This window comes from Kitasatospora sp. NPDC056651, assembly GCF_042792155.1.
In the GTDB taxonomy this organism is placed as follows: Bacteria; Actinomycetota; Actinomycetes; order Streptomycetales; family Streptomycetaceae; genus Kitasatospora.
Window position 1 is genome coordinate 131,988 of record NZ_JBHTWX010000001.1, and the last position, 26,505, is coordinate 158,492.

Here is a 26,505-nt window from a genome sequence, read left to right on the forward strand (position 1 = left end):
CTTCCGCCTGGCCCATGTCCCGGCGGCCGGCGCCCCCCCGGCGCCCGGGGGGGGCGGGGGGCCGCCCGGCGCGGCGCCGCCCCGCCCCCCCCCCCGCGCCCCCGGGCCGGGGGGGGCCGGCCGCCCGCCACGGCCGGCGCACGCGGGCCGGGCCGTCAGGCGCCGCGCCTGCGCAGCAGCCAGAAGCCGCCGATACCGCCCGCGACCAGGGCGAAACCGCCGGCCAGCTCCGCCGGGTCCGCCGTGACCGAGCCGCCGAGACCGGTCTCCACGGAACCGTGCGGGACGGCCTGCTGACCGCCGGCGCCGGACTGCCCGAGTGAGCCGGCCCACTCCCCCGCGGCCTGGCCCCAGCCGCCGAGGCCCTTGTCCGGGCCCCGGTCGGGGGCGGTGGCGGTGGCGGTGGTGACGGTGACGCTGGTGGTGAAGGCACCGCCGTCCGGGCAGGTGCCGTCGACCTTGCTGTCCCCGGCGTGCTGGCCGGCCAGCCGGGCGGAGCCGCTGTGTTTGCCGTCGGGGCCCAGGGTGAGGGTCGCCGGGCCTCCGTCGAAGGCGGCGGAATGGGCGGTGATGGTCTTGGCGTCGGGCTTGTCCGACTTCTCGCAGGAGACCGTGACCGTCACGGTCTGGCCCGGTGCGGCCTTCGACGGGCTGACCGAGGCCGCGCCGTCCCTGGCGGATGCGAGGGGGGCCGTCAGGCCGGTCAGCGCCGTCGCGCCGATCAGAGCGGCGGCGGCCGTACGCGTGGGGCGCATGCCGGAACCTCCGGGATTCTCGGGCGCGGCCGGGGACTCCCATGTCCACTGGTCGATCAACCACACCCGGTCACTCACCGAAGGTAGGCAGCCGTTCACCGCTCGGCCAGTGCTCACGGCCGTTCGGGTTACCGCCCGCCACGGCGCGTGACTCGGGTGCGGGGCTCGGGTGCGTGCCTCAGGTGCGTGACTCAGAGGTCGAGGTCCACCACGACCGGGGCGTGGTCCGAGGTGCCCTTGCCCTTGCGGGCCTCGCGGTCCACGTAGCTGTCGGTGACGGCGTCGGCGAAGGCCTTGTTGGCGTAGGTGAGGTCGATCCGCATGCCCCGGTTCTTGGGGAAGGCCAGCTGGCGGTAGTCCCAGTAGGTGTAGGGGCGGTCGTACTTCAGCGGGCGGGGCACCACGTCCTGGAGGCCGATCTCGCCGAGGGCCGTCAGCGCGGCGCGCTCGACCGGGGTCACGTGGGTGAGGCCCTCGAAGGCGGCGGGGTCGAAGACGTCCTCGTCGGTCGGGGCGATGTTGAAGTCCCCGAGGACGGCGAACGGGCGGGGGCCGGCGGCGTCCTCGGTGGCGGCCTCGCGCAGCGCCTCCAGCCACTCCAGCTTGTACCGGTAGTGCGCGTGGTCGACCTCGCGCCCGTTGGGCACGTAGACCGACCAGACCCGGACCGGGCCGCAGGTGGCCGCGATGGCGCGGGGCTCGACCTCGGGCAGCAGGGCGCCGTCGGCGAGGTAGCCGGGCTGGCCGGGCAGACCGCGCTCGACGTCGTCCAGGCCGAGCCGGGAGACGATCGCGACGCCGTTCCAGCGGCCGTTGCCGTGCGCGGCCGTCTCGTAGCCGAGCTCGCGCACCGCCTCGTACGGGAAGGCGTCGGCCGCGCACTTGAGCTCCTGGAGGCAGAGCACGTCGGGCTTGGCGCTCTCCAGCCACTCCAGGAGCTTGGGCAGCCGGGCGGTGACGGAGTTGATGTTCCAGGTGGCGATGCGGACGGTCACGGCGGGCGGCCTTCCCGGTGGTTCGGTGCGGACGGGCGTACGGACGGACATGCGGACGGGGTGGGCCGCCCCGGTTGAGGCGGACCCACCCCGAACATACCGCCCGGCACCGACAGACCGGCCCGGTCAGCGCGTGGATCAGCGCGTGGATCAGCGCGTGGAGCGGACCACCGCGGCCGAGCCGCCGCCGCGCCGCACCGGTTCCGCGGCGGCCACCCAGCGCCCGTCCGGCAGCCGTTCCACCCCGGTGGCGGCGCCGATCTCGCCGCCGTTGACGAAGCTGTGGCCGAGGCCCTCCAACGCGGACCGCTCGGGCAGCGCCAGGAAGGCGGGCTCGGCCTGGCTGGCGGCGGTGTTGCGCTGACTGACGCGCGGCGCGGCGATGGCCTGCTCCAGGCTCAGGCCCCGGTCGAGCCGCCCCAGCAGCACCTGAAGGGTGGTGGTGATGATGGTCGCGCCGCCGGGGCTGCCGGTCGCGAGCAGCGGCTCGCCGTCGCGCAGCACGATCGTCGGGGACATCGAGGAGCGCGGCCGCTTGCCCGGCCCCGGCAGGTTGGGGTCGGGGACGCCCGGGGCCAGCGGGGTGAAGTCGAAGTCGGTCAGCTCGTTGTTGAGCAGGAAGCCCCGACCGGGGACGGTGATGCCGCTACCGCCGGTCTGCTCGATGGAGAGGGTGTAGGAGACGATGTCGCCCCAGCGGTCGGCGACCGTCAGGTGGGTGGTGTTGGGGCCCTCGTACGGCTCGGCGACGGCCTGACCGGTGTCGGCGCAGCCGGCCGGGTGGCGCGGGTCGCCGGGGGCGAGCGGGCTGGTGAGCGCATGGTCCGGACTGATCAGGCAGGCCCGGGAGGCGGCGTAGCGCTCGGACAGCAGCTGCTTGGTGGGGACGTCGCCGAAGGCCGGGTCGCCGACCCAGCGGTTGCGGTCGGCGAAGGCGATCCGGGAGGCCTCCAGGAAGTGGTGGTAGTACTGGGTGCTGCTGTACGCCGAGACGTCGCCGCCGTCCTCCAGGATGTTGAGCGCCTCACCGACGGTGGTGCCGCCGGAGCTGGAGGGGGCCATCGCGTAGACGTCGTACGCGCCGTGGGAGACGTGGGTGGGCGCCTGGTCGCGGACCCGGTAGGCGGCGAGGTCGGCGGTGTCGACCTTGCCGGGGCGGGCGTTGCGGCCGGAGGCGGGGTCGACCGGCGGGTGCTGCACGGTGTTGGCGATGTCCTCGGCCAACTCGCCCTGGTAGAAGGCCTTCACGCCGTCCTTGGCGAGCAGCCGGTAGGTGGCGGCGAGGTCGGGGTTGCGCACCACGCTGCCGACCTCGGGGGGCTTGCCGTTCGGCAGGTAGATCCGGGCGGTGGCCGGGAAGTCCTTGAACCGGGCGTAGTTGTCGGCGGTCTGGTTGCGGAAGGTGTCGTCCACGACGAAGCCCTGGTCGGCGATCCGCTCGGCCGGTTCGAGGCTCTGGGCGAGCGAGCGGGTTCCCCACCGGCGCAGCGCGGCGTCCCAGGTGGCGGCGGTGCCGGGGACCCCGACGGACAGGCCGCTGGTGACGGCGTCGGCGAAGGCCATCGGCTTGCCGTCCTCCAGGAACAGGCCGGTGCCGGCGGTGCGGCCGGCCGTCTCGCGGCCGTCGATGGTGTGCACCCGGCCGGTCGCGTGGTCGTAGTAGACGAAGTACCCACCGCCGCCGATGCCCGAGGAGTACGGCTCGGTGACTCCGAGGGCCGCGGCGGTGGCGACGGCCGCGTCCACCGCGTTGCCGCCGTTGCGCAGGACCTCGATCCCGGCGGCGGTGGCGTCGGCGTCGACGGTGGCCACCGCCCCGCCCCAGCCCACCGCCTCCGGCACCTTCGGCGGCGGGGCCGCGGCGCCGGCGGCCGCGGCCGGTCCGACACTGGACCAGACCAGTGCGGTGGCGAGCATCAGTGGTGGTGCGAGGCGGGTCAGAGCCCTCATCCGAGTCCTCCTGAGTCGGCGTCAACTCAGTTGTTCCACAGCCAGGATGATCCGACAACCACACCGCGCCGCTACCAATCGGTAGTTGACGGGCCGGAGGGGACGGGGATCGGAGGGAGTGGGGACTCGGCGGGTGGTACCCGCCCCGGAAGAGGAACGACTGACGGCTGACAGTCGACAGATTTCAGCGAACAGATAACGAAATCTGTTCGCTGAAAGTTGTCAGCTGTCAGCTGTCAGCCGTCAGTCGTTGGCCCGCCCCGCCCCGCCCCCACTACAGCGAGCTACAGCGAGCTGCGCTCCACCCGCCGCCGCTTGATGGTGCGGAAGCGCCGCGCCACCTGGCGGGCGAGGTCGGCCGCACCGACCAGACCCGCCTCGTTGCCGAGGGCCGCGTGCACGATGGCGGCCTCCGGGCGGAAGCCGCGCCCGGTGAGGGTGCGGCGGAAGGTGTCCCGGGCCGGTCCGAGCAGCAGGTCGCCCGCCTCGGAGACCCCGCCGCCGATCACGAAGCGGCCCGGGTCCAGCGCGGCGGCCAGGTTGGCGATGCCGACGCCGAGCCACGTGCCGACTTCGTAGAGCAGCTCGGTGGCGGTCGGGTCGCCGTCCTGGGCGGCCTCGGTGACCAGCGGTCCGGTGATGCCCTCGACCGTGCCGCCCGCCCGGGCCAGCAGCGGCTGCACCACCGGGGACTCCTCGGCGACCAGCTCGCGCGCGTCGCGCACCAGCGCGTTGCCGGAGGAGTACTGCTCCCAGCAGCCCCGGTTGCCGCAGGGGCACCGGTGGCCGCCGGGCAGCACCTGCATGTGCCCGAACTCGCCCGCCAGCCCGTACTTGCCGCGGTCCACGTAGCCGTCGCGGACCACCGCGCCGCCGATGCCGGTGCCCAGCGTGAGCATCACCATGTGGTCCTCGCCGCGCCCGGCGCCGAAGCGCCACTCCGCCCAGGCGGCCGCGTTGGCGTCGTTCTCCACGATCACCGGGAAGCGCAGCCGCTCGCTGAGCGCCTCCTGGAGCGGCTCGTTGCGCCAGTTGAGGTGCGGGGCGAACAGCACCCGGGAGCGGTCCGCGTCCACCCAGCCGGCCGCGCCGATGCCGACGGCGTGGACGTCGTGCCGGTCGGCGAGCTGGAGCACCAGCTCGACGATGACGTCCTCGACCACCTTGGCGCTCTTGCTCTTGTGCGGGGTGTCGGTGCGCAGCTTCTCCAGCACCTTGCCCTCGCCGTCCACCACCCCGGCGACCACCTTGGTGCCGCCGATGTCGACGCCGATGGTGGGCAGCCGCAGTATCCCCGCGGGCAGGGCACGGCGGCGGCGCTCGGCGCGCGGGCCGAGGCCGAGCAGCGTGGGCAGGACGGGCGGCCGGGTGCTGCCTTGGGAGCCGGTCACGGTCGCGGACGCTCCTCACGGGGTTCGGAATCGCTGGGGACAGTGTCACCGGGGGCGGAGTCACCGGGACCGGTGTCGCGGACGCCGGGAAGAGCGGGCCGGGCCAGCTCGTGCGAGAGCTCGGCGAGGTCGGAGCCGCCGGCCATCTCGGTGGTGAGCTGTTCCAGGCTGATCTCGGCACGCGGGTGGCTGCCCGCCATCCGCCCCCGCTTGAGCAGGGTGAAGTGGTCGCCGACCAGGTAGGCGTGGTGCGGGTTGTGGGTGATCAGCACGACCCCGAGCCCGGCGTCGCGGGCGGCGGTGACGTACTTGAGCACCACCCCGGACTGCTTGACGCCGAGCGCGGCGGTGGGCTCGTCCAGGATCAGCACCTTGGCGCCGAAGTGCACCGCGCGGGCGATCGCCACGCACTGGCGCTGCCCGCCGGAGAGGGTGCCGATCGGCCGGTCGACGTCGTACAGGTCGATGCCCATCCTGGCGAGCGCCTCGCGGGTGGTGGCGCGCATGCCCTCGGCGTCCAGCCGCAGGCCGCCCCAGCGGCGCATGCCCTGCTCGGAGCCGAGGAAGAAGTTGCGCCAGACCGGCATCAGTGGGACGACCGCGAGGTCCTGGTAGACGGTGGCGATGCCGCGGTCCAGGGCCTGGCGCGGGGAGTCGAGGCGGACTTCCTCGCCGCCCACCGTGTAGCGGCCCTCGTCGTGCCGGTGCAACCCCGAGATGATCTTGATCAGGGTGGACTTGCCGGCCCCGTTGTCGCCGAGCACGCAGCTGATCTCGCCGGCCCGCAGGGTCAGCGAGACGTCCTGCAGCGCCCGGACGGTGCCGTAGCTCTTGCCGACGCCGTCCAGGGACAGCAGTTCGTCCCCCGCGGAGGCCGTCGGGAGCGTCGAAAGGTCCGTGCTCATCGCGGCCCCCGTTCGGCCCGGCGCTTGACGTAGGCGTTCAGCAGCGCGGCCAGCAGCAGCATCGCGCCGAGGAAGAACTTGAACCAGTCCGGGTTCCACTGGGCGTAGATGATCCCCTTGCTGACCATGCCGAAGATCAGCGCGCCGAGCGCCGAGCCGACCACCGAGCCGTAGCCGCCGGTGATCAGGCAGCCGCCGATGACCGCGGCGACGATGTAGATCAGCTCGTTGCCGACGCCCTCGCCGGACTGCACGGTGTCGAAGGAGAACAGCAGGTGCTGGCCGAGCACCCAGGCACCGAAGCCGACGCCCAGGTAGAGCACGGTCTTGGTCCGGGCGACCGGCACGCCGACCGCGCGGGCCGCGTCCGCGTCGCCGCCGACGGCGAAGATCCAGTTGCCGAAGCGGGTGCGCAGCAGCACCCAGCTGCCGACCAGCAGCAGGCCCAGCCACCACCAGACGGTGGCCTTGATCGCCAGCCCGCCGATGTTCACCTCGGAGGCGAACAGCCAGCGGCAGGACGCGAAGCCCTGCATGTCGGCGATCGACTTGGTGGAGACGGTGCCGGAGATCGCCTTGGTGACGCCCAGGTTGGCACCGGTCAGCATCAGGAAGGTGCCGAGCGTGACGATGAAGCTGGGCAGCTTGGTGCGGCCGAGCATCCAGCCGTTGAACCAGCCGATGGCCAGCGTGGTCGCGAGCGAGACCAGCACACCGACCCAGGTCACCGAGGTGAACTGGTACGAGACCATCGAGGAGGTCAGCGCGGCGGTGGTGACCAGCACGCCGGCCGACAGGTCGAACTCGCCGCCGATCATCAGCAGCGAGACCGGCACCGCCATGATCCCGATGGTGGAGGCCGCGTACAGCACGGTGCCCAGCGAGGAGACCCGCAGGAACGGTTCGGCGACGACGGCGAAGACCAGGAAGACCGCGACGGCGGCGATCAGCGAGCCCAGCTCGGGGCGGGCGAGCAGCCGCCGCACCGCCGCCGGGCGCCCGTCGGCGAGACCGTCGTGGGCCAGGAGATCGGAGGTGCTCACCTGGTCCCCCTGGCCACGTACTCGGCGAGCGCGTCGGCGTCGTTCTTGGTCAGGATCTGCGGGCCGGTCTCGACGGGCCGGCCGCCGCCGAGCATGTTCAGGTTGTACCTGTACAGCCAGATCAGGTCGACGCCGGTGTAGCCCTGGAGGTAGGGCTGCTGGTCGACGGCGAAGCCGACGCTGCCGGACTTGAGCCCGGACACCACCTGGGTGCCCAGGTCGAAGGTGTCCAGCTCCACGTTGCGGTGGGCGTCCTGGATGGCCTGGAGTCCGGTGGCGGCCATCGGACCGGAGAGGGTGAGCACGGTGTCGATGGCCGGGTCGGCCTGGAGCTTGGCGGAGATCGCGGCACGGGCGTCGGGCATGTCGACGCCGTTGACGTAGAGCACCTGGAAGGCGCCGCCGGACTTGGCCTGGGCGCCGGAGCAGCGCTGCTCCTGGCCGACGTTGCCCTGCTCGTGGATCACGCAGAGCACGCTCTTGCGGCCGCGCGAGGCCAGCTCGGCGCCGGCCGCCTGGCCGGCGGTGGCCTCGTCCTGGCCGACGTGGGTGAGCGCGCCGAACTTCTGCGAGTACTCCTGACCGGAGTTGACGGTGATCACGGGGATGCCGGCGGCCTTGGCCTTGCCGAGGACGTCGGCCATGGCGTCGCCCTTGGCGAGGGTGACCAGCAGGCCGTCGACCTTCTGGTCGATGGCGGCCTGGACGAGCTGGACCTGGTTCTGGGTCTGCGCGTCGTTGGAGTACAGGAAGGTGATGTTGTCCTTGGCGGCGGCCTGCTCGGCGCCCTTGCGAACAGTGTCCCAGAAGGCGTCGCCGGCTCCGGCGTGGGTCACCATGGCGACCTTCCAGCGCGGAGTGGTGACGGCGCTGCCGCCGGTGGCCGCGGCCTTGGCGCGGGCCTCCTCGGCGCGTCTGCCTCCGGTACTGCTGCAACCGGCCGCGGTGACCGCTACGGCCAGGACGGCGCAGACGGGCCAGAAGCGGCGGGACGGACGAAAGCGGGTGATGCTCATCCCCATAGTCTCCCTGCCCGGGCCGTGCGGGCTCGCACCGCCTCGCCCGGCGGCGCGAACGGCCTGGGAGGTAAGGTGCCCCGGGGGACCCTTCCTGGTAGTTCGCTGGACACCCGCTTCGGACCGTGCGTGTCCGGGTGGCAGACTAGGCGCCGCTCCGAAGGAGGTTCATCACGAGAACGTGATGTTCCTCTCAGGTTCCGCACAGATTCGGACGGCAACCGATCATCGGTTCACCACGTCTGATGCCATTGACGTGCGTTCGGGCGAGTGGGCCCCGGGCGACGTGCGACCCGATACGAGAATCGATGGAACTGACAGGTACGCCATTCTTCCTCCTCACCGTCATCCTGGTGCCGGTGTCCATCACGGTGGCGCTGCTGTTCTGGGGAAGGGTCGGCGGCCCGCAGCCGGTGCGGTACCTCACCCGGATCGTCATGATCATGTTCTGCCAGGTCACGGCCGTCCTGATGGTCTTCGTGATGGTCAACAACGCCAACCTGATCTACGGCAACTGGGACGACCTGCTCGGCACCGGTGACCACGTCCGCGCGGTTCCCGTGGTGGCGCCGGTCGACCCGGCCGCCGCCCCGGGCCAGAGCGCCGACGCCGCCAAGGAACCGCCGAAGGTCAAGCAGAGCTTCGGCGGCGTGAACGACCCACTGGTCCCGAACGACGTGCTGAAGACCGACCTCAAGGGCCAGGTGTCCGGGGTCGACGGCGAGGTGCTGGTCTGGCTGCCGCCGCAGTACAACGACCCGGCGTTCAAGGACAAGAAGTTCCCCGTGGTCGAGCTGATCCCGGGCTTCCCGGGCTCCTCGTCCACCTGGTACGGCACCCTCAAGGTCTCCGACCAGCTCAAGCCGCTGATGCAGCAGGGCAAGGTCGCCCCGTTCATCCTGGTCTCGCCCCGGACGAAGCTGCTGAACCAGGACGCGGGCTGCACCGACATCGCCGGCAAGGTCAACGCCGACGCCTGGGTCAGCCGCGACGTCCCGCAGATGGTGCTGGACAACTTCCGCGCCGACCCCTCCCCGGACCGCTGGGCGATCGCCGGCTACTCGGCCGGCGCGCACTGCGCGGCCAAGCTGTCGCTGGCCCACCCCAACCGCTACCGGGCCGCCATCGCGATGTCCGGCTACAACGACCCGGCCCAGGAGCCGGACTCGCTGGTCGGCAAGGACCCGAAGCTGCGCGAGGCCAACAACCCGGTCAACATCCTGAAGGCCGCCCAGCAGCCGCCGAAGGTCGCCCTGCTGATCAGCGGCTCCAAGGGCGACGGCTACGAGGACGGCGAGGCGATCCGCGCCGCGGCCAAGGCCCCGACCACCGTCCAGGTCGAGGAGGGCACCGGCCCGCACACCACCGAGCAGTGGAAGAAGATGGTCCCGAGCGCCTTCCAGTGGCTGACCTCGGTCATCCCGGCGCAGTAGTCGGCAGGCCGGCCTGCCGCAGCGAACCGTAGGAGAAGGGCCCGTCGCGACGCTCGTCGCGGCGGGCCCTTCCGCATCGCGGGGGTCGCGGGTCGTGGGGGGCGGGTCGCGGAAGCCGCGGGGGGGCGCGGCAGGGCGTAGCTGTCGCGGGCCCGCCGTCAGGCCAGTTCCAGCGCCAGGTAGAAGTCCACCCGGTCCTCCAGCCGGGAGAGGTCACGCCCGGTCAGCTCCTCGATCCGGCCGATCCGGTACCGCAGGGTGTTCACGTGGACGTGCAGCTGCGCGGCGCAGCGGGTCCAGGAGCCGTCCGAGCGCAGGAAGGCCTCCAGGGTGCGGACCAGGTCCGCCTGGTGCTCGATGTCGTACGCGATGACCTTGTCCAGCAGCCGGCCGCGGAAGGCGCGGCGCACCTCGTCCGGGACGGCGGCCAGCAGCAGCACGTGCGAGGCGAGTTCCTCGGGGCCCGCGACGCAGACCCGGCCGATCCGGGAGGCGGCGATCCGTCCGGCGTGCCGGGCCTCTTCCAGGGCGCCGCGCAGGCCGCCGGGCCCGGCGGCCGGGGCGGAGACGCCGAGGGTGATCCGGCCCTCCGGGCCGAGCCCGGCCTCCAGCGGGGCGAGCAGGTCGCGCAGGATGTCGGCGGGCACCGCACCGTCCGGTGCCGGCAGCACCACCACGGCGCCGGTGCCCGCCCCGGCGACCAGGGCGCGGTCGGTGGTGCCGCCGAGCGCCTCCTCCAGGACGGCCCGTACGGTGCCCTCCGGCAGGCCGGTGCCCTCGGCGTTGAGCACCAGCCAGGGTCCCTCCGCCGCCGGGGAGCCGGACTCGGGGCCCTCGTAGCCGGCGGCCATCGCGGTGGAGGCGTACAGGGTGCGGCCGATCTCGGCCGGGTCGGCGTCGCGGCGCAGCAGGGCGAGCACCTCGTCGGCGAGCCGGCGGCGCAGCCGGCGGCCCTCGTCGCGGCGGTGGCGTTCGGCGGCGACCAGCCGGGCCAGGTTCTCGGCGAGCTGCCGGCGCTTGGCGGTCCACTCGGTGACGTCACCGGCCACCGCGAGCACCCAGTCCGCCAGCAGCGCACCGGTCCGCGGGGCGTCCTGCGGGACGTCCTGCTCGGCGGAGGCCGGGGCGGGCAGCAGCGAGTAGGCGCCGGCGGCCAGCCGGACCCGGTGCGGGGGGCGGCGGCGCTGGCGCTGGGCGGCGAGGTGGGCGCGCACCAGCTGGTCGCGGTCCTCGGCGGAGAGCCGGTCCGCGGGGCCGGCGATCACCGTGCCGGTCGGGGTGAGCACCCAGCAGTCCAGGTCGAGGTCGCCGCCGAGCAGGTCCAGCACGGCGTCGAGTCCCCCGGCGCCGGCCGCCGAGACCAGCAGACGGTGCCGGTCGACCAGGGCGGAGAGGTCGGCGGCGCGGTCCGCGGAGACCTGGCGGCCGATGAACTCGGCGACGGTGCCGAAGGCGATGTCGTCGGGGACGGCGAGCAGCGGCATCCGGTGCCGGCGGCAGGCCTCGACCAGGTCCTCGGGCACCGGTCCGACCTCGGCCTCACCGGCCGCCAGGGCCACCGCCCCGCCGGCCGCCAGGGTGCGCACGAAACGCTCGGAGTCGGCCGGGACGGTGCGCCAGAGCATGCCGGTGAGCACCAGTTCGCCGCCGTGCAGGTAGCGGCCCGGGTCCTGGAGGTCCGTCGTCATCACGCCGCTGATCTGCCGGTCCAGCTCTTCCTCGGCCGCGAGCAGGCGCAGTCGCGGGGCGCCGGGGGCGAGCAGGTCACGGACGCGCATCCGCGGACTCCTTAACGGGGCTTGGGGGGAGGGGCGAAGGGGTAACGATAGGGCCTGGCCGAAGCGGAGTGTGCCCGGGCCGTGGCCCGCGCACCACGGCCGGATTACGGTCGAAGGTGGCACCCGGCGGACACCTGGGCTGCGGGACTCTCCTCCTTAGAGGAACGTACAGGATGCCGGGCAGGCTCACCGCCGGGGCTTCATGCCATCGGTGACTGCCAGTGGGCCCGGTCGCGGCGGTTCACTGGCGACACGCCGCCGGACCTCGGGCGGCGACCACGTGAGGAGGCATCCGCATGGAGTTCCTTCGGCCCGCCACCTGGGAGGAGGCACTCGCGGCGAAGGCCGAGCACCCGACCGCGCTGCCCGTCGCGGGTGGCACGGACGTCATGGTCGAGCTGAACTTCGACGTGCGCCGGCCGTCCGCGCTCCTCGACCTGAACCGGGTCGACGAGCTCGCCGAATGGTCGGACGACGGCGGAGTCGTACGGCTCGGCGCCGCCGTCCCGTACGCCCGGATCATCGCGGAGCTGTCCGGTCCGCTGCCCGGGCTGGCGCTGGCCTCCCGCACCGTCGGCTCGCCGCAGATCCGCAACCGCGGCACCGTCGGCGGCAACCTCGGCGCGGCCTCCCCGGCCGGTGACGCCCACCCCGCGCTGCTGGCGGCCGGGCGGGACGTGTTCGTGGAGGCGGCCTCGGTGCGCGGCACCCGGCTGATCCCGATCGACGAGTTCTACGTCGGGGTGAAGCGCAACCTCCTGGCGGCCGACGAGCTGATCCGCTCGGTGCGCGTCCCGGTGGCGGACGGCCCGCAGCAGTTCTCGAAGATCGGCACCCGCAACGCCATGGTGATCGCGGTCTGCGCGTTCGGCTTCGCCCTGCACCCGGGCAGCGCGACCGTCGGCACCGGTATCGGCTCGGCCGCGCCCACCCCGCGCCGCGCCGCCGCGGCCGAGGAGTACCTCCAGGGCGTGCTCGCCGGGCGCGGCCTGTGGGAGTCCGGCGAGCCGCTGGACGCCGAGGTGGTGCGGCGCTTCGGCGAGCTGGTGCGGGACGCGGCCTCGCCGATCGACGACGTCCGGGGCACCGCCGACTACCGTCGGCACGCGCTCGCCGTGATGGCCCGCCGCACCCTCGCCTGGACCTGGAACGACTACCGCGAGCAGATCAGGAGCGCGGCATGAGGGTCACGTTCACCGCCAACGGCAAACCGGTCGAGGCCGACGACGTGTGGGAGGGCGAGAGCCTGCTGTACGTGCTGCGCGAGCGGCTCGGCCTGCCGGGCTCGAAGAACGCCTGCGAGCAGGGCGAGTGCGGCTCCTGCACCGTCTACCTGGACGGCGTCCCGGTCTGCGCCTGCCTGGTCGCGGCCGGCCAGGCGCAGGGCCGCGAGGTGCGCACGGTCGAGGGTCTGGGCGGGCGGGACGGCGAACTCGGCCTGGTCCAGCAGGCGTTCGTCGACGCCGGGGCCGTCCAGTGCGGCTTCTGCACGCCCGGCCTGCTGGTGCAGACCGACGCGCTGCTGGCGGACGACCCGCGGCCGAGCGACGAGGACATCCGCGAGGCGCTGTCCGGCAACCTGTGCCGCTGCACCGGGTACGAGAAGATCATGGAGGCCGTACGGCTGGCCTCGGCCCGCAGGAGCGCGGGGACGGGAACGGGGTCGGAAGCGGGGACCGGGACGGGAACAGGGACCGGAACGGGGGCCGGGGAATGAACGCGCGGACCATCCAGGGGCAGAAGAACCTCCAGAAGATCAACCAGGCCTCCAAGGACGGCATCGGCGGCTCGCCGCTGCGCCCGGACGGCCACCTGAAGGTCCGCGGCGAGTTCGCCTACTCCTCCGACCTGTGGCACGAGGACATGCTCTGGGGCACCGCGCTGCGCTCGCCGCACCCCCGGGCGAACATCCTCTCGGTGGACGTCTCCGAAGCGCTCAAGCTGCCCGGGGTGTACGCGGTGCTGACGCACGAGGACATCCCCGGCACGAAGTACTACGGCCTGGAGGTCCAGGACCAGCCGGCCCTCGCCGTCGACAAGGTCCGCTACCACGGGGAGCCGATCGCGCTGGTCGCCGCCGACCACCCGGAGACGGCCCGCCGCGCGGTGGAGCGGATCGCGGTCGAGTACGAGGTGCTCACCCCGATCGTCACCGAGGAGCAGTGCCTCGACCCGGGGACGTACGGCTACGTGCACGAGCCGCACGAGTACAAGTCCCACGCCCACGGCAACATCTGCCACGAGCAGCGTCTGGTGGCCGGCCTCGGGGTGACCGACGAGGTGCGGGCGATGGCGGACGTCGTCGTCAGCGGCGACTACGAGGTCGGCATGCAGGACCAGGCCTTCCTCGGCCCGGAGTCCGGCCTCGCGGTGCCCGCCGAGGACGGCGGCGTCGACCTCTACATCGCCACCCAGTGGCTGCACGCCGACCGCCGGCAGATGGCGCCGGTGCTCGGCCTGCCGGAGGAGAAGGTCCGGCTCACCCTGGCGGGCGTCGGCGGCGCGTTCGGCGGCCGCGAGGACCTGTCGATGCAGATCCACGCCTGCCTGCTGGCCCTGCGCACCGGCAGGCCGGTCAAGATCGTCTACTCCCGGGACGAGTCCTTCTTCGGCCACGTGCACCGCCACCCGGCACGGATGCACTACGAACACGGCGCCACCCGGGACGGCAAGCTGGTCTTCTCCGACTGCCGGATCGTGCTGGACGGCGGCGCGTACGCCTCCACCTCCCCCGCCGTGGCCGGCAACGCGGCCTCGCTCGGGAACGGCCCGTACGTGGTCCCGAACGTCCGGATGCACACCCTGGCGCTCTACAGCAACAACCCGTCCTGCGGGGCGATGCGCGGCTTCGGCGCGGTGCAGGCGGCGTTCGGCTACGAGTCGCAGATGGACAAGCTGGCCGCCGAACTGGGCATGGACCCGGTGGAGTTGAGGCAGCTCAACGCGATGTCCCAGGGCGACCTGATGCCCACCGGACAGCCGGTCGACGCACCCGCGCCGGTGGCCGAACTGCTGCGGCGGGCCAAGGAGATGCCGCTGCCGCCGCCGCTGGACACCCGGCGCCCGGACGTGCGCCGGCTGCCCGGCGGACTGTCCAACACCTCGCACGGCGAGGGGATCGTGCGCGGCGTCGGCTACTCGGTCGGCATCAAGAACGTCGGCTTCTCCGAGGGCTTCGACGACTACTCCACCGCGCGGGTGCGGCTGGAGGCGATCGGCGGCGAGCCGGTCGCCCTGGTGCACACCGCGGCGGCCGAGGTCGGCCAGGGCGGCGTCACCGTGCACGCCCAGATCGCCCGCACCGAGCTGGGCGTCGAGCAGGTCACCATCCAGCCGGCCGACACCGGGGTGGGGTCGGCCGGTTCGACCTCCGCCTCGCGCCAGACGTACATGACCGGCGGCGCGGTGAAGCTCGCCGCCGAGGCCGTGCGCGGCGAACTGCTCGACCGGGGCCGCCGGCGCTACGGCTGGACCCACGACGACCTGGCGCTGGCCGGCGGCGCGGTGGTCTCGAAGAGCGCCGGCGTGCTGGTCCCCATCGTGGACCTGCTCGGCGACGAGGCCGTCGAGGCCACCCGCGAGTACCGCCACCGGCCCACCCAGCCGTTCGACAAGGAGACCGGCCAGGGCTTCGGCCACGTCCAGTACAGCTTCTGCGCCAACCGCGCGGTGGTGGACGTGGACGTGGAACTGGGCCTGGTCAAGGTGGTCGAGCTCAGCGCCGTCCAGGACGTCGGCAGGGCGCTCAACCCGCTCTCCGTGGTCGGCCAGATCCAGGGCGGCTGCGCCCAGGCGCTGGGCCTCGCGGTGATGGAGGAGATCATCCTGCGGGACGGCGAGGTGCGCAACGCCTCCTTCACCGACTACCTGATCCCCACCATCCTGGACACCCCGCCGATCCCGGTGGAACTGCTCGAACTGCCCGACCCCAACGCGCCGTACGGGCTGCGCGGGGCGGGCGAGGCGCCGACCGTCTCGGCGACGCCGTCCATCGTGGCCGCCATCCGCGACGCCACCGGGCTGGCGCTCCACCGGATCCCGGTCCGGCCGGAGCACCTGACCACCGAACGGCCGGGCTGAGCAAGGGTTCGGGCATAGGTGCGGCGGGTCCAGGTTCCGGTTCGGGTTCGGGTTCGGGACTGCGCTGGGGCGCCACCGCCGCCGTGCGGGATCGTTTCCCGTACGGCGGCGCTTGCCGTACGGTGCCGTTTCCCGTACGGCGGTGTCTCCCGCTACTGTCGAAACCGTGTAAGGAGCCTCTCCCCATGCAGGACATCGCCGAGCAGCTGCTGGCCTGGCACGCGTCCGGGCGCTCCTTCGCCGTGGCCACCGTGGTCGGCGTCAGCGGCAGCGCGCCGCGCGATCCCGGCGCGGCACTGGCCGTGGACGCGGACGGCGAGGCGGTCGGCAGCGTCTCCGGCGGGTGCGTCGAGGGGGCCGTGTACGAGCTGTGCCGGGCGGCGATCGCGAGCGGCGAACCGGTGCTGGAGCGCTTCGGGTACAGCGACGAGGACGCCTTCGCGGTGGGGCTGACCTGCGGCGGCGTCCTGGACGTCTTCGTCCAGCCGGTGGTGCCGGGGGCCGACGCCGGGCTGGACGCCGGGATCGCGCACATCGCGGCCGGCACGCCGGTGGCGCTGGTCCGGGTGATCGACGGGCCGGGCGGGCTGCTCGGCGCCACCCTGGCGGTCACCGCCTCCGGTACCGTCGGCGCGCTCTCGCCGGCGCCCTCGACGGTCGGCGGACTGGAGCGGGCGCTCGTCGCCGAGGCCCGGGCGATGCTGGAGGCCGGGCGTACCGGCCGCCTCGTGCTCGGTCTGGACGGACGTCCCTGCGACGACCGGCGGCCGGGCACCGTCGGCTGCTTCGTCGAGTCGTACGTGCCCGCGCCGCGGATGCTGGTGTTCGGGGCGATCGACTTCGCCGCCGCGGTGGTGCGGATCGGCAGGTTCCTGGGCTACCGGGTGACCGTCTGCGACGCCCGGCCGGTCTTCGCCACCGTCCGTCGTTTCCCCGAAGCCGACGAGGTGGTGGTCGACTGGCCGCACCGCTACCTGGACTCCCAGCTCGGCCGGATCGACGGGCGCACCGTGGTGTGCGTGCTCACCCACGACGCCAAGTTCGACATCCCGCTGCTGGAACGCGCGCTGCGGCTGCCGGTCGGCTACGTCGGAGCGATGGGTTCGCGCCGCACCCACCGGGAGCGCGCGGCGCGGCTGCGCGAGGCCGGACTCGCCGAGGCCGAACTGGCCCGGCTGCGCTCCCCGATCGGCCTGGACCTCGGCTCCCGCACCCCGGAGGAGACGGCGGTCTCGGTCGCCGCCGAGATCATCGCCCACCGGCGCGGCGGCGGCTGCCTGCCGCTGAGCGCCTCGGACGGACCGATCCACCACGACGGACCGATCCAGCTGGACGGGGCGGTCCACCTTGACGGGGCGGTCCACCTTGACGGGGCGGGGAGCGGGAACGACGGACGTGAGGCGGCGGACGGCCCGGCGCCCCGCACCCACGCGGCCTGAGCCTGGGCTCGGACCGGGCCTGGGCCCTCGGGCTAGTTCGTCAGCGCCAGCTTCAGGCCGAAGCCCACCACGACCGTGCCGGTCACCCGGTCCATCAGCCGCCGGGCGGCCGGGCGGCGCAGCCAGCCGCGCAGCGCCTGGGCGAAGCCGACCAGGACCGTCGACCAGAGCACACCCTCGACGACGTGCACGCAGGTCAGCGCCACTCCGGCGGCGAAGTGCGGGGCACCGGCCGGGATGAACTGCGGCAGCACGGCCACGTAGAAGACCCCGACCTTGGGGTTCAGCAGATTGGTCAGCGTGCCCCGCCGCCAGCCCTGCGCGAACCCGCCCTCCTCCGGCTCCTCCTCGGCCGCCGCCCGGCCGCCCCGGTCACGCAGCATTCCGATGCCCATCCATACCAGGTACGCGGCGCCCGCCCAGCGCAGGATGTCGTACGCCACCTGCGAGGCGGTCAGCAGCGCCGTCACCCCGGCCGAGGTCAGCGTCCCCCAGATCAGCGTGCCGGTCTGGATCCCCAGCACGACCCCCCACGCCTGGCTGCGCCGCCCCAGCGCCGAGGTGCGCAGCACCAGAGCGGTGTCGAGTCCGGGCGTGAGCGTGAGCAGCCCCACGACGAGGGCGAAGGACCACAGAGCCGTTGTCATCTCCATGGACCTCGATGCTCTCACAGCCCCGAGGGGCTCCCGTCGGGCGGTCGGGGCGCACGGTGCTGCCCGGCCGGGTGATCTCGGGTGATCTCGGCTGGTCAGGTGACGTTGAGGCGGGCGGCGAGGCGCAGGAGGCCCGGGCTGAGGCGGGAGAGGAGGCGGGCGACCTTGGCCTCGGGGGTGACGGGGACGACGGGCTTGCCGGTGCGGGCGGCGGTGACGATCGCGGTGGCGACCCTCTCCGGGGGGAAGCCGCGACGGGCGTAGAGCCTGGCGGCGCGGGCCCGCTTGGCGGCCTGCTCGTCGGCGGTGCTGGCGGAGAAGGTGGAGGTGCGGGTGATGTTGGTGTTGACGATGCCGGGGCAGATGGTGGAGACGCCGATGCCGTGGCCGACGAACTCGGCACGCAGGCAGTCGGAGAGCATGAACACCGCGGCCTTGCTGGTGGCGTAGGCGGTGAGCGCCTTGGAGGGCAGGTAGGCGGCGGCCGAGGAGACGTTGACGATGTGACCGCCCTGGCCGCGGTCGGCCATCAGGGTGCCGAAGGCGCGGCAACCGTGGATCACGCCCCAGAGGTTGACGTCCAGGACACGCTGCCACTCCTTCTCGGTGGTCTGGAGGAACGTCCCGGAGTGGCCGATGCCCGCGTTGTTGACCATCACGTCGGGCACCCCGTGCTCGGCCGCGACGGTCTGCGCGAAGGCGTCCACCGCGGCTCCGTCGGAGACGTCCACCCGGTAGGCGTGCGCCTTCGGGCCGATCAACGAGGCGAGTTCGGCGGTGCGTTCGGCGGCTTCGAGGTCGAGGTCGCAGACCACCACCCGGGCGCCGTCCTCGGCGAAGGCGAGCGCGGTGGCCCGTCCGATGCCGCTGCCGCCGCCGGTGACCACGACCAGCCGGCCGTCGTCCTCGGCCGGCCGGGCCTGCCCCTCGTCGACGCGGGCGGTGAACTCGCGGACCAGTCCGGCCACGGTGGATCCCTTCTCCAGCAGCGCCGACCAGTGGCCGGCGCGCAGCGTCCTGCGGGTCAGCTTCGGTGCCCAGCGTTCCAGCCCCTCGGAGAGGTAGGTGCCGACGTACCGGTCCCGGGTGAGGGTGATCAGCTGGACCGGCACCTCGGTCGGCCGCTCGCGCGGACTGCCCAGGGTGGGGCGGAAGTTGGCCCGGTACAGCTCGATGCCGCGGACCGCGTCGCGGCGCAGGGTGGGCTGCGGGTGGTCGGCGCGCGGGGTGACGTGCTCCAGGTCGCGCAGCACCCGCGGCCAGGCGCGGGCGAGGCCGAGGCGCCAGATGCCGGGGGCGAGGTAGGGCAGGTGGAAGGCGGTGATGTACCAGGAGTGGAGGCCCTGGTGCAGCAGTTGGCCCAGGTGGCGCGGGGTGGGGCGGCGCAGCCGGTGGCGCAGCCAGTGGCCCATGTGGTCCAGGCTGGGGCCGGACAGGGTGGTGTACGAGGCGATCCGGCGTTCGGCGCCGGGCGCGGTGACGGCCTCCCAGGACTGGATCGAACCCCAGTCGTGGGCCAGCAGGTGCACCGGGCGGTCCGGACTGACCGCGTCGGCGACGGCGAACAGGTCCTCGGCGAGGTGCTCCAGGCGGTAGCCGTCCCGAGTCGCGGGGACTCCGGACTCCCCCGCGCCGCGCACGTCGTAGCGGACCACGTGGTGGTCGCGGGCGAGGTCGGCGGCGATGTCGTCCCAGACGGTGTGGGTGTCGGGGTAGCCGTGCACGAGGAGGACCGTGGGGGCGGCCGGGTCGCCCTGCTCGAAGACGGCGAGCGGGAGGGCGCCGGAGCGGACGGTCCGGCGGCGGACCTGTGGCGCCGTCGGGGGCGGCGTCACGGGCACCGTCTCGGCCGCCGTCTCGGGCGACTTCTCGGGCTTCGACGGGCGCTTCATCGGGTGGCCTCCAGCGTGGTCGGCGTGACGGCGGTCGGCGTGACGGTGGTCGGCGTGACGGCGATCGGGGCGGCGGCGGTCCGCTCGGTGGTCCGCTCCGTGCCGGCGCTCCAGCGGCGGACATGCGGCAGGTCGTCGTCGAGCCAGTAGGCGTCGTCCTCGGTGACCACCAGCAGCTCCTCGAACTTGATGCCCACGCCCCGGAAACCGATGTGCGGCTCGACCGCCCACAGGCCCGGCGTGGGCGCGTGCCGGGACGATCGGCCGTCCGCCCAGAGCGGTGAACGGCCGTGCAGCCGCTCGGAGACGAGCTCGCGGCCGAGGGTCTGGAGGGTGCGCACGCCGAAGCCGAACACGTTCACCCCGGCCGGGCCGCGCGCCGTGTTGCGGGTCACCTGGTGGCCGATCACCCGGCCCGGGTAGACCTGGTGGCGGTTGTCGTAGCCGTGCGCGGCGATCTGCGCGTCCACCGCCGCGTACACCTCGGAGAGCGGTTTGCGGGCCCGCACCTCGTCGAGGATCAGCTTCCGGTAGACCTCCAGGTCGGCGGCCAGCCGGTCCCAGACGCGGTTCTCGCCGACCTTGCCGCCGTAGCCGATGTCGGCGGTGTAGCCGTCCACGACGGGCGCGCAGTCCAGCACGTACGGCATGCCCTCCTCCAGACGGCGGTTGCCGGCGAAGAACTGGAGCGGGGTGTGGAAGTGCCGGAAGGCCGTCCGGTCGCCGAACCAGGCGAAGGGGACGTGGAAGAAGTCCTGCACCCCGGCGGCGACCAGGCGGCGGCGCAGCTCGGCGGTGGCCTGCCGCTCGGTGACGCCGGGTTCGATCCAGGCGGCGACCTGTTCGGCGCAGTGGTAGGCGAGCTGCTGAATCTCCCGGAAGCGGTCGAGGTCGTGCTCGGTGTAGCGGAAGGCGGGGGTCGCGGTCGCCATGACGGGGCTCCTTCTACTGGAGGTCGAGCACGAGGGTCTCGCCCTCGGCGGCCCGGGAGACGCAGGGCAGCAGAGCGCCCGCGGCACGCTGCTCGGGGGTGAGGCGGCGGTCCCGGTGGTCGGGCGAACCGGCCAGCACGCGGACCTCGCAGGTGCCGCAGAAGCCCTGGTGGCAGGAGTACGGGAGGTCCGGGCGGGCCTCGCGCAGCACGTCCAGGGCGGAGCGGTCGGCGGGGACGTCGAGGGTCGGGCCGTCGGCACCGAGGCGGACGGCGAACGGCTCGCCGTCGGTGACCGGGGCGGCGCCGAAGCGCTCGAAGTGCAGGGAGGCGGCCGGGGATTCGTCCAGGGCGCGCTGCACGGCGGTCAGCATGGGGGCCGGGCCGCAGCAGTACACGGCGGCTCCGCGTGAGGCGTGGGCGAGCAGCTCCGCGCCGGTGGGGACGCCGCCGTGCTCGTCGTCGGTGCGCAGCACCACCCGGCGCGGGTCGAGGGCCCGCAGTTCGTCCGTGTACGGGAGGGTGTCGGCGCTGCGGCCGACGTGGACCAGGCGCCAGTCCAGGCCGTGGCGCTGCGCCTCGCGGGCCATCGGGAGCAGCGGGGTGATGCCGATGCCTCCGGCCAGCAGGAGGACGGTGGGTTCGGCGCAGAAGGCGAAGCCGTTGCGCGGGCGGCGGGCGGTGAGCCGGGTGCCGGGGTGCAGGGCGTCGTGGACCTCGACGGACCCGCCGCCGCCCTCGGGCAGCCGGCGGACGGCGATGCGGTAGGTGGTGCGGTCCGCCGGGTCGCCGCTGAGGGAGTAGTGGCGCTCGCGGCCGGAGGGCAGGGCGAGGCGCAGGTGGGCGCCGGGCTGCCAGCCGGGCAGCGGGCCGCCGGAGGGGTCGGCGAAGCTCAACTCGACGACGTCGGCCGCGAGTCGGCGGCGCTCGGTGACGACCAGCTGGAGCGGCGGGGTGGGGCGGCTGAGCGGGCGCCGGGGGTTGCGGCGCAGCAGCGGGCCGCCGAGGGCCGGGGAGTAGCGGTCGGCGAAGGCGGTGACGAAGCGCATGAAGCCGTCGGCGCGGGGGCGGCCGTAGAGGTCGGGGGGTGGGGTGAGCAGGTCCATCCGGCGGGGTCCTTGGGCGTCGGGGGGGCGTCGGGGGGAGCGGGAGGAGCGGGGGCGCGGGAGGAGCGGGGGCGCGGGAGGGTCTCAGCCTTCGGCGGACGGCTTTCAGATGACAGATTTCAGCGAACAGATAACGTTTTCTGTTCGCTGAAATCTGTCAGCCGTCACCCGCCACCCCTCACCCCGCGCCCCGCCGCCGCACGGGCGGCCGGGGAGGTGGCGAGGTAGCCCAGCGCCTGGCTGGAGGAGCCCTCCTGCGTCGGGTGGTAGCCCGGCCGCAGGTAACGCAGCCCGGAGCGGACCGACCTGACCGGATCCGGCAGCAGTCCGCGCTTGGAGATCCGGCCCGCCTCCCGCCAGGTCGGCTTGAGCCGCCCCTCCAGGGTCGGGTCGGCGGCGAGCAGGAAGCGGGCCCCGCGCACCCAGAGGTGGACCAGCAGCGGCCCGGATATCGCCATCCCGCGCACCCTGCGCAGGTAGCCCGGGTCCAGGTGGACCATCAGGTCGTAGGCGACGCTGCGGTGCTCGACCTCCTCCGCACCGTGCCAGCGCAGCAGGTCCAGCATCGTCGGGTCGGCCTCGGCCCGGTCCAGCCCCGGGGAGTTGAGGATCCAGTTGCCGAGGAACGCGGTGAAGTGCTCGATCGCCGCGACGAAGGCGACCCGCTCGATGATGTTCTCCCGCTGCCGGGCCGGCGTCAGCCCGGGCTTGTCGCCGAGGACCCGGCGGAACAGCCAGGAGACCTGCCGGACGTACGGCCGCGGGTCGAGCCCCTGGCCGAGCAGGTGCTCCAGGACCTCCTGGTGCGCCTCCGCGTGGATGGCCTCCTGCCCGATGAACCCGAGGACCTCCTCGCGCAGTTGCTCGTCCCGGATGAGCGGCAGCGCCTCCTTGAAGACCTTGACGAACCACCGCTCCCCCTCGGGCAGCAGCAGGTGCAGCACGTTGATCACGTGGGTGGCCATCGGCTCGTCCGGGATCCAGTGCAGCGGCAGCCGGGCCCAGTCGAAGCGGACGTCCCGGGGCTCCAGGACGAGACCGTCGTGCACGCGCTCGGCGGGGACGGCGAGGGCGGGGACGGGGGTGGAACGGGACATGGCGGACCCTCCTGACCTGGGAGCGGCGGCTCGACTCAGGGAAACGTACTCGCGGGTAGCCGCGGGGACAAGGGTTTCGGCGAGTCTTATCGACATCGAGTCTAATAAGTGACGCCTGCCGCGCGACGGCCCGACGAACACCGGTTCGGACCACGAGTCCGGTCCACCGGAGAACCCGAGGGCCCCGCCGGACGGCACGCGTCCGACGGGGCCCTCCGACCGGGCGGCGCTCAGACCGCCATCGCCAGCATCAGCGGCGCCGCCCGGGCCGCCAGCAGTTCGGCGGCGGCCTTCAGCCTGTGGATGTTGTCCACCGGCATCGAGGTGGCCAGGCAGCCGACCGTGCTGCCCGCCGTGATCGGCACCGCCGCGCACACCGTGCCCAGCGCGTACTCCTGGATGTCCAGCACCGGCACCGTGGCCGGCTGCCGCTCCAGCCGGTGCATCAGCTGGTCGGCGTCGGTGACGGTGCGGGAGGTGAGCCGGGCGACCGGGTGCCGGGAGAGGTGGTCCCGGCGGGCGTCCGAGTCCAGCTGGCCGAGCAGGCACTTGCCGATCGCGCTGGCGTGCGCGGTGGCCCGGAAGTCCACCCACTCCTGCACCGCCGGCGCGTGGTCGGCGGCCGCGACCGCCTCCACCGTCAACTCGCCGTCGTGGTAGCGGCTGAAGTACACCGCGGCACCCAACTCGTCCCGGAGTTCCACGAGTTTGCGGTTGAGCCGGGCCTTCACCATCTGTTCCCGGTTGTGCTGGCCGAGCAGGGCGAAGGTGCCGCCCAGCAGCCAACCGCCGTCCTGGCACTGGAGGTAGCCCTCGACCTCCAGGATCTCGGCGAGTCGCCGTACGGTGGGCAGCCCGAGCGAGGTCTCCCGGGCGAGGGCCACCAGGGTGGCACCGTCGGGGAGGCGGTCGACCGCCTCCAACAGTCTGAGGGCGTGCTGGAGGGAGGTGAACGGGCCCGTCGGACCCTGGTCCAGTGCGGCGTGACGACCCGGGACTGGTGTCGACATGTCGTCCCCTTCCGATGTCCCCCACGGAGCGACCGCGGGCAGGCACCAGCCTATCGACCCCGCGGCCCCGGCGACTGCCGTCCGTGCATATCCGAGGACGTTCCGTACAGCGGCCGCCGTCCGGCCAGGGCGAACGCCGCGGCGGGCCCGCTCCCCGGACACGCGGGGAACGGGCCCGTCGTACGGGGAGCCGTCAGTTCTCCTCGCCCGCCCGGAGCTTGGCGACGGCGGCGGCCAGCCGGGCGCCGTACTGCTCGTCCGCGGCGTGGAAGTGCGCGAGGTTCTTCTCCACGATGTCGTCGCGCGAGACCTGCGCCAGGAAGCCCGCGATGTTGTCGATCAGCCGGGTCTTCTCCCCCGCCGACATCAGCCGGTACAGCTCGCCGGCCTGGAAGAAGTCGTCATCCTTGGTGTGCGCCGGCGTGGTGTGGGTGCCGGTGTGGCCGCTGATCTCGACCGGCGCGGCGAGCGCCTCGTCGGTCTGGGCCGGGCCGCCGAACGAGTTGGGCTCGTAGTTCTTGCCGCGACCGGCGCTGTTGGCCGCCATCAGCCCGTCCCGGCCGTAGTTGTTCGCCTCGGTGGCGCGCGGGGCGTTGACCGGCAGCTGGGTGTGGTTGACGCCGAGGCGGTAGCGCTGGGCGTCCGCGTAGGCGAACAGCCGACCCTGGAGCATCTTGTCCGGGGACGGCCCGATGCCGGGCACGAAGTTGTTCGGCGAGAACGCGGCCTGCTCGACCTCGGCGAAGACGTTCTCCGGGTTCCGGTTGAGCACCAGGCGGCCGACCTTGACCAGCGGGTAGTCGGCGTGCGGCCACACCTTGGTGAGGTCGAAGGGGTTGAAGCGGTAGTCCGCGGCCTCGGCGACCGGCATCAGCTGGACGTGGAGGGTCCAGGACGGGAACACCCCGCGCTCGACGGCCTGGTGGAGGTCGCGCTGGTGCGAGTCGGCGTCGCCACCGACCACCTCGGCGGCCTGGCCGGCGTCCAGGCAACGGATGCCCTGGTTGGTCTTGAAGTGGTACTTCACCCAGTAGGCGTCACCGTCGGCGTTGACCCACTGGTAGGTGTGCGAGCCGTAGCCGTTCATGTGCCGGTACGAGGCCGGGATGCCGCGGTCGCCGAACAGCCAGGTGATCTGGTGGGTCGAGGCCGGCGAGTGGGCCCAGAAGTCCCAGACGTTGTCCGCCTCCTGCACGCCGGTGTACGGGTCGCGCTTCTGCGAGTGGATGAAGTCGGGGAACTTGACCGGGTCCTTGATGAAGAACACCGGGGTGTTGTTGCCGACGAGGTCGTAGTTGCCCTCCTCGGTGTAGAACTTCAGCGCGAAACCGCGCGGGTCGCGCACCGCGTCGGCCGCGCCCAGGTTGCCGGCCACGGTCGAGAAGCGCAGGAAGACCTCGGTGCGCTTGCCGACCTCGGAGAGGAAGCCCGCCCGGGTGTACCGCGAGACCTCGTCGGTGACCTCGAAGTAGCCGTACGCGCCGGAACCACGGGCGTGCACGACGCGCTCCGGGATGCGCTCGCGGTTGAACCGGGCCAGCTTCTCCAGCAGTTGCTGGTCCTGGATCAGCAGCGGGCCGTACGCGCCGGCCGACGCCGAGTTCTGGTTGTCGGCGATCGGGGCGCCGGACTCCGTGGTCAGGATCTTGGGCATGGAGGGTCCTTCAGGTGTCGATAAGGCGGTGCCTGGAGAAGGTGGTGACGAATCGTCATATCGACCGGGAGGCAACGGCGGGGGGCACGGAACTCCGGTCGCTGACGATACGTCAGTCGGCGAGCAGCTTCCGCACGACGGTCACGGCCGGGGCCTCGGACGGCTGACCGGCCAGCGGGCGGGCGGCGGTCAGTGCGGCGGCCTCGTCCGCGGCGAGACCCGCGCCGGTGAGGGCCGCGCCGGCCTCGGCGGCCGGAAGGGCATCGAACCAGCGCAGCGCGAGGGCGGCGAGGCCGTCCTCGGTGAGGCGGCCGGTGAGCCGCAGACGGGCCAGCCCGCCGTCGGGGTAGACGTTGATCCGCACATGGGTCACCGGGCGGCCGGCGGCGAGCCGGAAACGGTGCCGGGTGTCGGGCTGGAGCCTTGTGCGGGGCAGGAGTTCGAACCACTCGCCGTCGGCCGGGTCGGCCCCGGTCGAGGCGTCGAAGCCGAGCAGGTCGGCCCAGCCGGGGGCATTGCCGACGAAGTAGGACGTGTCCACCTCGACGGCCAGCACCTCACCGCCCCCGGCCAGGGCGATCCGCACCCAGTCGTTGGCCTTGTCGCGCCGACGCCGGGTCTCCCAGCCGTCGCCCATGACGGAGGCGCGACCGGGAGCGTTCAGGTTGTGCGGGGAGGAGAAGTAACGGTCGGACGCCGCCTCCGCCACGCCGCCGAACTCCTGGGCGGCCAGGTCGAACGTGAGGCCGGCCAGGTCGCGCGGGTCGGGCAGCACCTCGCCGTGCACCCGCAGCCGGGCGACGCCGCCGTCCGGGAAGATGTTGAGCCGCACGTGGGTGTAGCGGGTGCCGTCCGCGACGGCGAACTCGTGGGCGGTGTCGCCCTTCAGCGGGGTGCGCGGCACGACCGTGGTCCAGTCGGCGTCCCGGAGTTCCTCGGGCGACGGGTGGCCGGGGACGGACACGGCCTCGACCGAGGCGGACTCCGGGTAGTTGCCGGTGAAGTGGGCGGTGTCCACGACCACGCCGCGGATCACCCCGGCGGCGCCGAGCCGGACGACCGCCCAGTCGTGGTCCTCGTCGGTGGGGTGCGGCCGGTCGGCGGAGACCCCGCGGCGACGCTTGGACTCCCAGCCGTCCATGATCTGGCCCTTGTGCCCGAAGGTGTGCGGCCGGAACTCGGCGGGCTTGGCGACCAGCAGGTTCTCCGCGTCCGCGAAGGTGTCCTCGTTGGTGGCGACGACGCCCGCGCCGAGCAGTCGGGAAGCCAGGTCGACCAGTTCGGTGAAGGGAGCACTCGGGGTGTCGGCAGTGGTCACGGACTCTCCTTGGGGCGCGATCGGACGGGCGGTGGTGTGGAGGGTGGCGGAGTGGGGAC

At 73.4% G+C, this 26,505-nt stretch carries 21 protein-coding genes; 5 read left to right on the forward strand and 16 right to left on the reverse strand.

The window, feature by feature from the left end; genetic code table 11:
- Positions 1 to 155: 155 nt before the first annotated feature.
- The 7 genes from ACFRAR_RS00505 to ACFRAR_RS00535 form a co-directional block, all read right to left on the reverse strand.
- A complete protein-coding gene (locus ACFRAR_RS00505; RefSeq protein ID WP_380693013.1) occupies positions 156 to 755 on the reverse strand; it encodes a hypothetical protein in 600 nt (199 codons plus the stop codon).
- A 191-nt stretch (positions 756 to 946) separates the two neighbouring features.
- Complete coding sequence (locus ACFRAR_RS00510; RefSeq protein WP_380693015.1) at positions 947 to 1,801, reverse strand: exodeoxyribonuclease III; 855 nt, start codon at positions 1,799 to 1,801, stop codon at positions 947 to 949.
- A gap of 99 nt (positions 1,802 to 1,900) precedes the next feature.
- Positions 1,901 to 3,700 (reverse strand): gamma-glutamyltransferase, encoded by a 1,800-nt coding sequence (gene ggt / locus ACFRAR_RS00515; protein ID WP_380693018.1) that lies wholly within the window; start codon positions 3,698 to 3,700, stop codon positions 1,901 to 1,903.
- Positions 3,701 to 3,984: 284 nt separating this feature from the next.
- Positions 3,985 to 5,091: an ROK family glucokinase gene (locus tag ACFRAR_RS00520; protein WP_380693020.1), complete on the reverse strand. Its 1,107-nt coding sequence runs from the start codon at positions 5,089 to 5,091 to the stop codon at positions 3,985 to 3,987.
- Positions 5,088 to 5,996: an ATP-binding cassette domain-containing protein gene (locus tag ACFRAR_RS00525; RefSeq protein ID WP_380693023.1), complete on the reverse strand. Its 909-nt coding sequence runs from the start codon at positions 5,994 to 5,996 to the stop codon at positions 5,088 to 5,090. The genes ACFRAR_RS00520 and ACFRAR_RS00525 overlap by 4 nt, the downstream gene beginning before the upstream one ends.
- Positions 5,993 to 7,039 carry an ABC transporter permease gene (locus ACFRAR_RS00530; protein WP_380693025.1) on the reverse strand — a complete coding sequence of 349 codons (1,047 nt, stop codon included), beginning with the start codon at positions 7,037 to 7,039 and terminating at the stop codon, positions 5,993 to 5,995. The genes ACFRAR_RS00525 and ACFRAR_RS00530 overlap by 4 nt, the downstream gene beginning before the upstream one ends.
- Positions 7,036 to 8,055: a substrate-binding domain-containing protein gene (locus ACFRAR_RS00535; RefSeq protein WP_380693028.1), complete on the reverse strand. Its 1,020-nt coding sequence runs from the start codon at positions 8,053 to 8,055 to the stop codon at positions 7,036 to 7,038. Before ACFRAR_RS00535 ends, ACFRAR_RS00530 begins: the two co-directional genes overlap by 4 nt.
- 308 nt (positions 8,056 to 8,363) lie before the next feature.
- Here ACFRAR_RS00535 and ACFRAR_RS00540 point away from each other — a divergent pair, with 308 nt between their 5' ends.
- Positions 8,364 to 9,488: an alpha/beta hydrolase gene (locus tag ACFRAR_RS00540; RefSeq protein WP_380693030.1), complete on the forward strand. Its 1,125-nt coding sequence runs from the start codon at positions 8,364 to 8,366 to the stop codon at positions 9,486 to 9,488.
- Positions 9,489 to 9,646: 158 nt separating this feature from the next.
- On the opposite strand, the gene ACFRAR_RS00545 is transcribed toward ACFRAR_RS00540, so the two are convergent.
- Complete coding sequence (locus ACFRAR_RS00545; RefSeq protein WP_380693032.1) at positions 9,647 to 11,266, reverse strand: helix-turn-helix domain-containing protein; 1,620 nt, start codon at positions 11,264 to 11,266, stop codon at positions 9,647 to 9,649.
- Positions 11,267 to 11,562: 296 nt separating this feature from the next.
- Between ACFRAR_RS00545 and ACFRAR_RS00550 the strand changes: the two genes are divergently transcribed.
- The 4 genes from ACFRAR_RS00550 to ACFRAR_RS00565 all read left to right on the forward strand — a co-directional run bounded on the left by ACFRAR_RS00550 (position 11,563) and on the right by ACFRAR_RS00565 (position 16,785).
- Positions 11,563 to 12,450: an FAD binding domain-containing protein gene (locus ACFRAR_RS00550; RefSeq protein WP_380693034.1), complete on the forward strand. Its 888-nt coding sequence runs from the start codon at positions 11,563 to 11,565 to the stop codon at positions 12,448 to 12,450.
- Complete coding sequence (locus ACFRAR_RS00555) at positions 12,447 to 12,983, forward strand: (2Fe-2S)-binding protein (protein ID WP_380693036.1); 537 nt, start codon at positions 12,447 to 12,449, stop codon at positions 12,981 to 12,983. Before ACFRAR_RS00550 ends, ACFRAR_RS00555 begins: the two co-directional genes overlap by 4 nt.
- The gene (gene pucD, locus ACFRAR_RS00560; RefSeq protein ID WP_380693039.1) at positions 12,980 to 15,346 is read left to right on the forward strand and encodes a xanthine dehydrogenase subunit D; all 2,367 of its coding nucleotides are present in this window, start codon (positions 12,980 to 12,982) and stop codon (positions 15,344 to 15,346) included. Before ACFRAR_RS00555 ends, pucD begins: the two co-directional genes overlap by 4 nt.
- A gap of 185 nt (positions 15,347 to 15,531) precedes the next feature.
- Complete coding sequence (locus ACFRAR_RS00565; protein WP_380693041.1) at positions 15,532 to 16,785, forward strand: XdhC family protein; 1,254 nt, start codon at positions 15,532 to 15,534, stop codon at positions 16,783 to 16,785.
- Positions 16,786 to 16,817: 32 nt separating this feature from the next.
- Here ACFRAR_RS00565 and ACFRAR_RS00570 read toward each other — a convergent pair whose 3' ends face one another.
- The 8 genes from ACFRAR_RS00570 to alc form a co-directional block, all read right to left on the reverse strand.
- On the reverse strand, positions 16,818 to 17,432 hold the full coding sequence (locus ACFRAR_RS00570; protein WP_380693043.1) for a LysE family translocator: 615 nt from the start codon (positions 17,430 to 17,432) through the stop codon (positions 16,818 to 16,820).
- A gap of 101 nt (positions 17,433 to 17,533) precedes the next feature.
- Positions 17,534 to 19,330, reverse strand: coding sequence for an SDR family oxidoreductase (locus ACFRAR_RS00575; protein WP_380693045.1), 1,797 nt, complete (start codon positions 19,328 to 19,330; stop codon positions 17,534 to 17,536).
- Positions 19,327 to 20,262: a M24 family metallopeptidase gene (locus ACFRAR_RS00580; protein WP_380693048.1), complete on the reverse strand. Its 936-nt coding sequence runs from the start codon at positions 20,260 to 20,262 to the stop codon at positions 19,327 to 19,329. Before ACFRAR_RS00580 ends, ACFRAR_RS00575 begins: the two co-directional genes overlap by 4 nt.
- Before the next feature lie 13 nt (positions 20,263 to 20,275).
- On the reverse strand, positions 20,276 to 21,367 hold the full coding sequence (locus tag ACFRAR_RS00585) for a PDR/VanB family oxidoreductase (protein ID WP_380693050.1): 1,092 nt from the start codon (positions 21,365 to 21,367) through the stop codon (positions 20,276 to 20,278).
- 164 nt (positions 21,368 to 21,531) lie between these two features.
- Complete coding sequence (locus ACFRAR_RS00590) at positions 21,532 to 22,464, reverse strand: metal-dependent hydrolase (protein ID WP_380693052.1); 933 nt, start codon at positions 22,462 to 22,464, stop codon at positions 21,532 to 21,534.
- A gap of 230 nt (positions 22,465 to 22,694) precedes the next feature.
- Entirely contained in the window at positions 22,695 to 23,474 is a 780-nt protein-coding gene (locus tag ACFRAR_RS00595) for an IclR family transcriptional regulator (protein ID WP_380693055.1), read from the reverse strand.
- A 193-nt stretch (positions 23,475 to 23,667) separates the two neighbouring features.
- Positions 23,668 to 25,128: a catalase gene (locus tag ACFRAR_RS00600; protein WP_380693057.1), complete on the reverse strand. Its 1,461-nt coding sequence runs from the start codon at positions 25,126 to 25,128 to the stop codon at positions 23,668 to 23,670.
- Between the two features lie 112 nt (positions 25,129 to 25,240).
- Complete coding sequence (gene alc / locus ACFRAR_RS00605; RefSeq protein ID WP_380693058.1) at positions 25,241 to 26,446, reverse strand: allantoicase; 1,206 nt, start codon at positions 26,444 to 26,446, stop codon at positions 25,241 to 25,243.
- Between the last annotated feature and the right edge of the window lie 59 nt (positions 26,447 to 26,505).

Bases quoted from the DNA above. Each gene is read 5' to 3' on its own strand.
- ACFRAR_RS00540 (WP_380693030.1), top strand. From the start codon at position 8,364: ATGGAACTGACAGGTACGCCATTCTTCCTCCTCACCGTCATCCTGGTG.
- ACFRAR_RS00575 (WP_380693045.1), bottom strand. From the start codon at position 19,330: ATGAAGCGCCCGTCGAAGCCCGAGAAGTCGCCCGAGACGGCGGCCGAG.
- ACFRAR_RS00550 (WP_380693034.1), top strand. From the start codon at position 11,563: ATGGAGTTCCTTCGGCCCGCCACCTGGGAGGAGGCACTCGCGGCGAAG.
- ACFRAR_RS00545 (WP_380693032.1), bottom strand. From the start codon at position 11,266: ATGCGCGTCCGTGACCTGCTCGCCCCCGGCGCCCCGCGACTGCGCCTG.
- ACFRAR_RS00580 (WP_380693048.1), bottom strand. From the start codon at position 20,262: ATGGCGACCGCGACCCCCGCCTTCCGCTACACCGAGCACGACCTCGAC.
- ACFRAR_RS00555 (WP_380693036.1), top strand. From the start codon at position 12,447: ATGAGGGTCACGTTCACCGCCAACGGCAAACCGGTCGAGGCCGACGAC.
- ACFRAR_RS00525 (WP_380693023.1), bottom strand. From the start codon at position 5,996: ATGAGCACGGACCTTTCGACGCTCCCGACGGCCTCCGCGGGGGACGAA.
- ACFRAR_RS00505 (WP_380693013.1), bottom strand. From the start codon at position 755: ATGCGCCCCACGCGTACGGCCGCCGCCGCTCTGATCGGCGCGACGGCG.
- ACFRAR_RS00600 (WP_380693057.1), bottom strand. From the start codon at position 25,128: ATGCCCAAGATCCTGACCACGGAGTCCGGCGCCCCGATCGCCGACAAC.
- ACFRAR_RS00585 (WP_380693050.1), bottom strand. From the start codon at position 21,367: ATGGACCTGCTCACCCCACCCCCCGACCTCTACGGCCGCCCCCGCGCC.
- ACFRAR_RS00510 (WP_380693015.1), bottom strand. From the start codon at position 1,801: ATGTCCGTCCGTACGCCCGTCCGCACCGAACCACCGGGAAGGCCGCCC.
- ACFRAR_RS00535 (WP_380693028.1), bottom strand. From the start codon at position 8,055: ATGAGCATCACCCGCTTTCGTCCGTCCCGCCGCTTCTGGCCCGTCTGC.
- ACFRAR_RS00595 (WP_380693055.1), bottom strand. From the start codon at position 23,474: ATGTCGACACCAGTCCCGGGTCGTCACGCCGCACTGGACCAGGGTCCG.
- ACFRAR_RS00570 (WP_380693043.1), bottom strand. From the start codon at position 17,432: ATGACAACGGCTCTGTGGTCCTTCGCCCTCGTCGTGGGGCTGCTCACG.
- ACFRAR_RS00590 (WP_380693052.1), bottom strand. From the start codon at position 22,464: ATGTCCCGTTCCACCCCCGTCCCCGCCCTCGCCGTCCCCGCCGAGCGC.
- ACFRAR_RS00565 (WP_380693041.1), top strand. From the start codon at position 15,532: ATGCAGGACATCGCCGAGCAGCTGCTGGCCTGGCACGCGTCCGGGCGC.
- pucD (WP_380693039.1), top strand. From the start codon at position 12,980: ATGAACGCGCGGACCATCCAGGGGCAGAAGAACCTCCAGAAGATCAAC.
- ggt (WP_380693018.1), bottom strand. From the start codon at position 3,700: ATGAGGGCTCTGACCCGCCTCGCACCACCACTGATGCTCGCCACCGCA.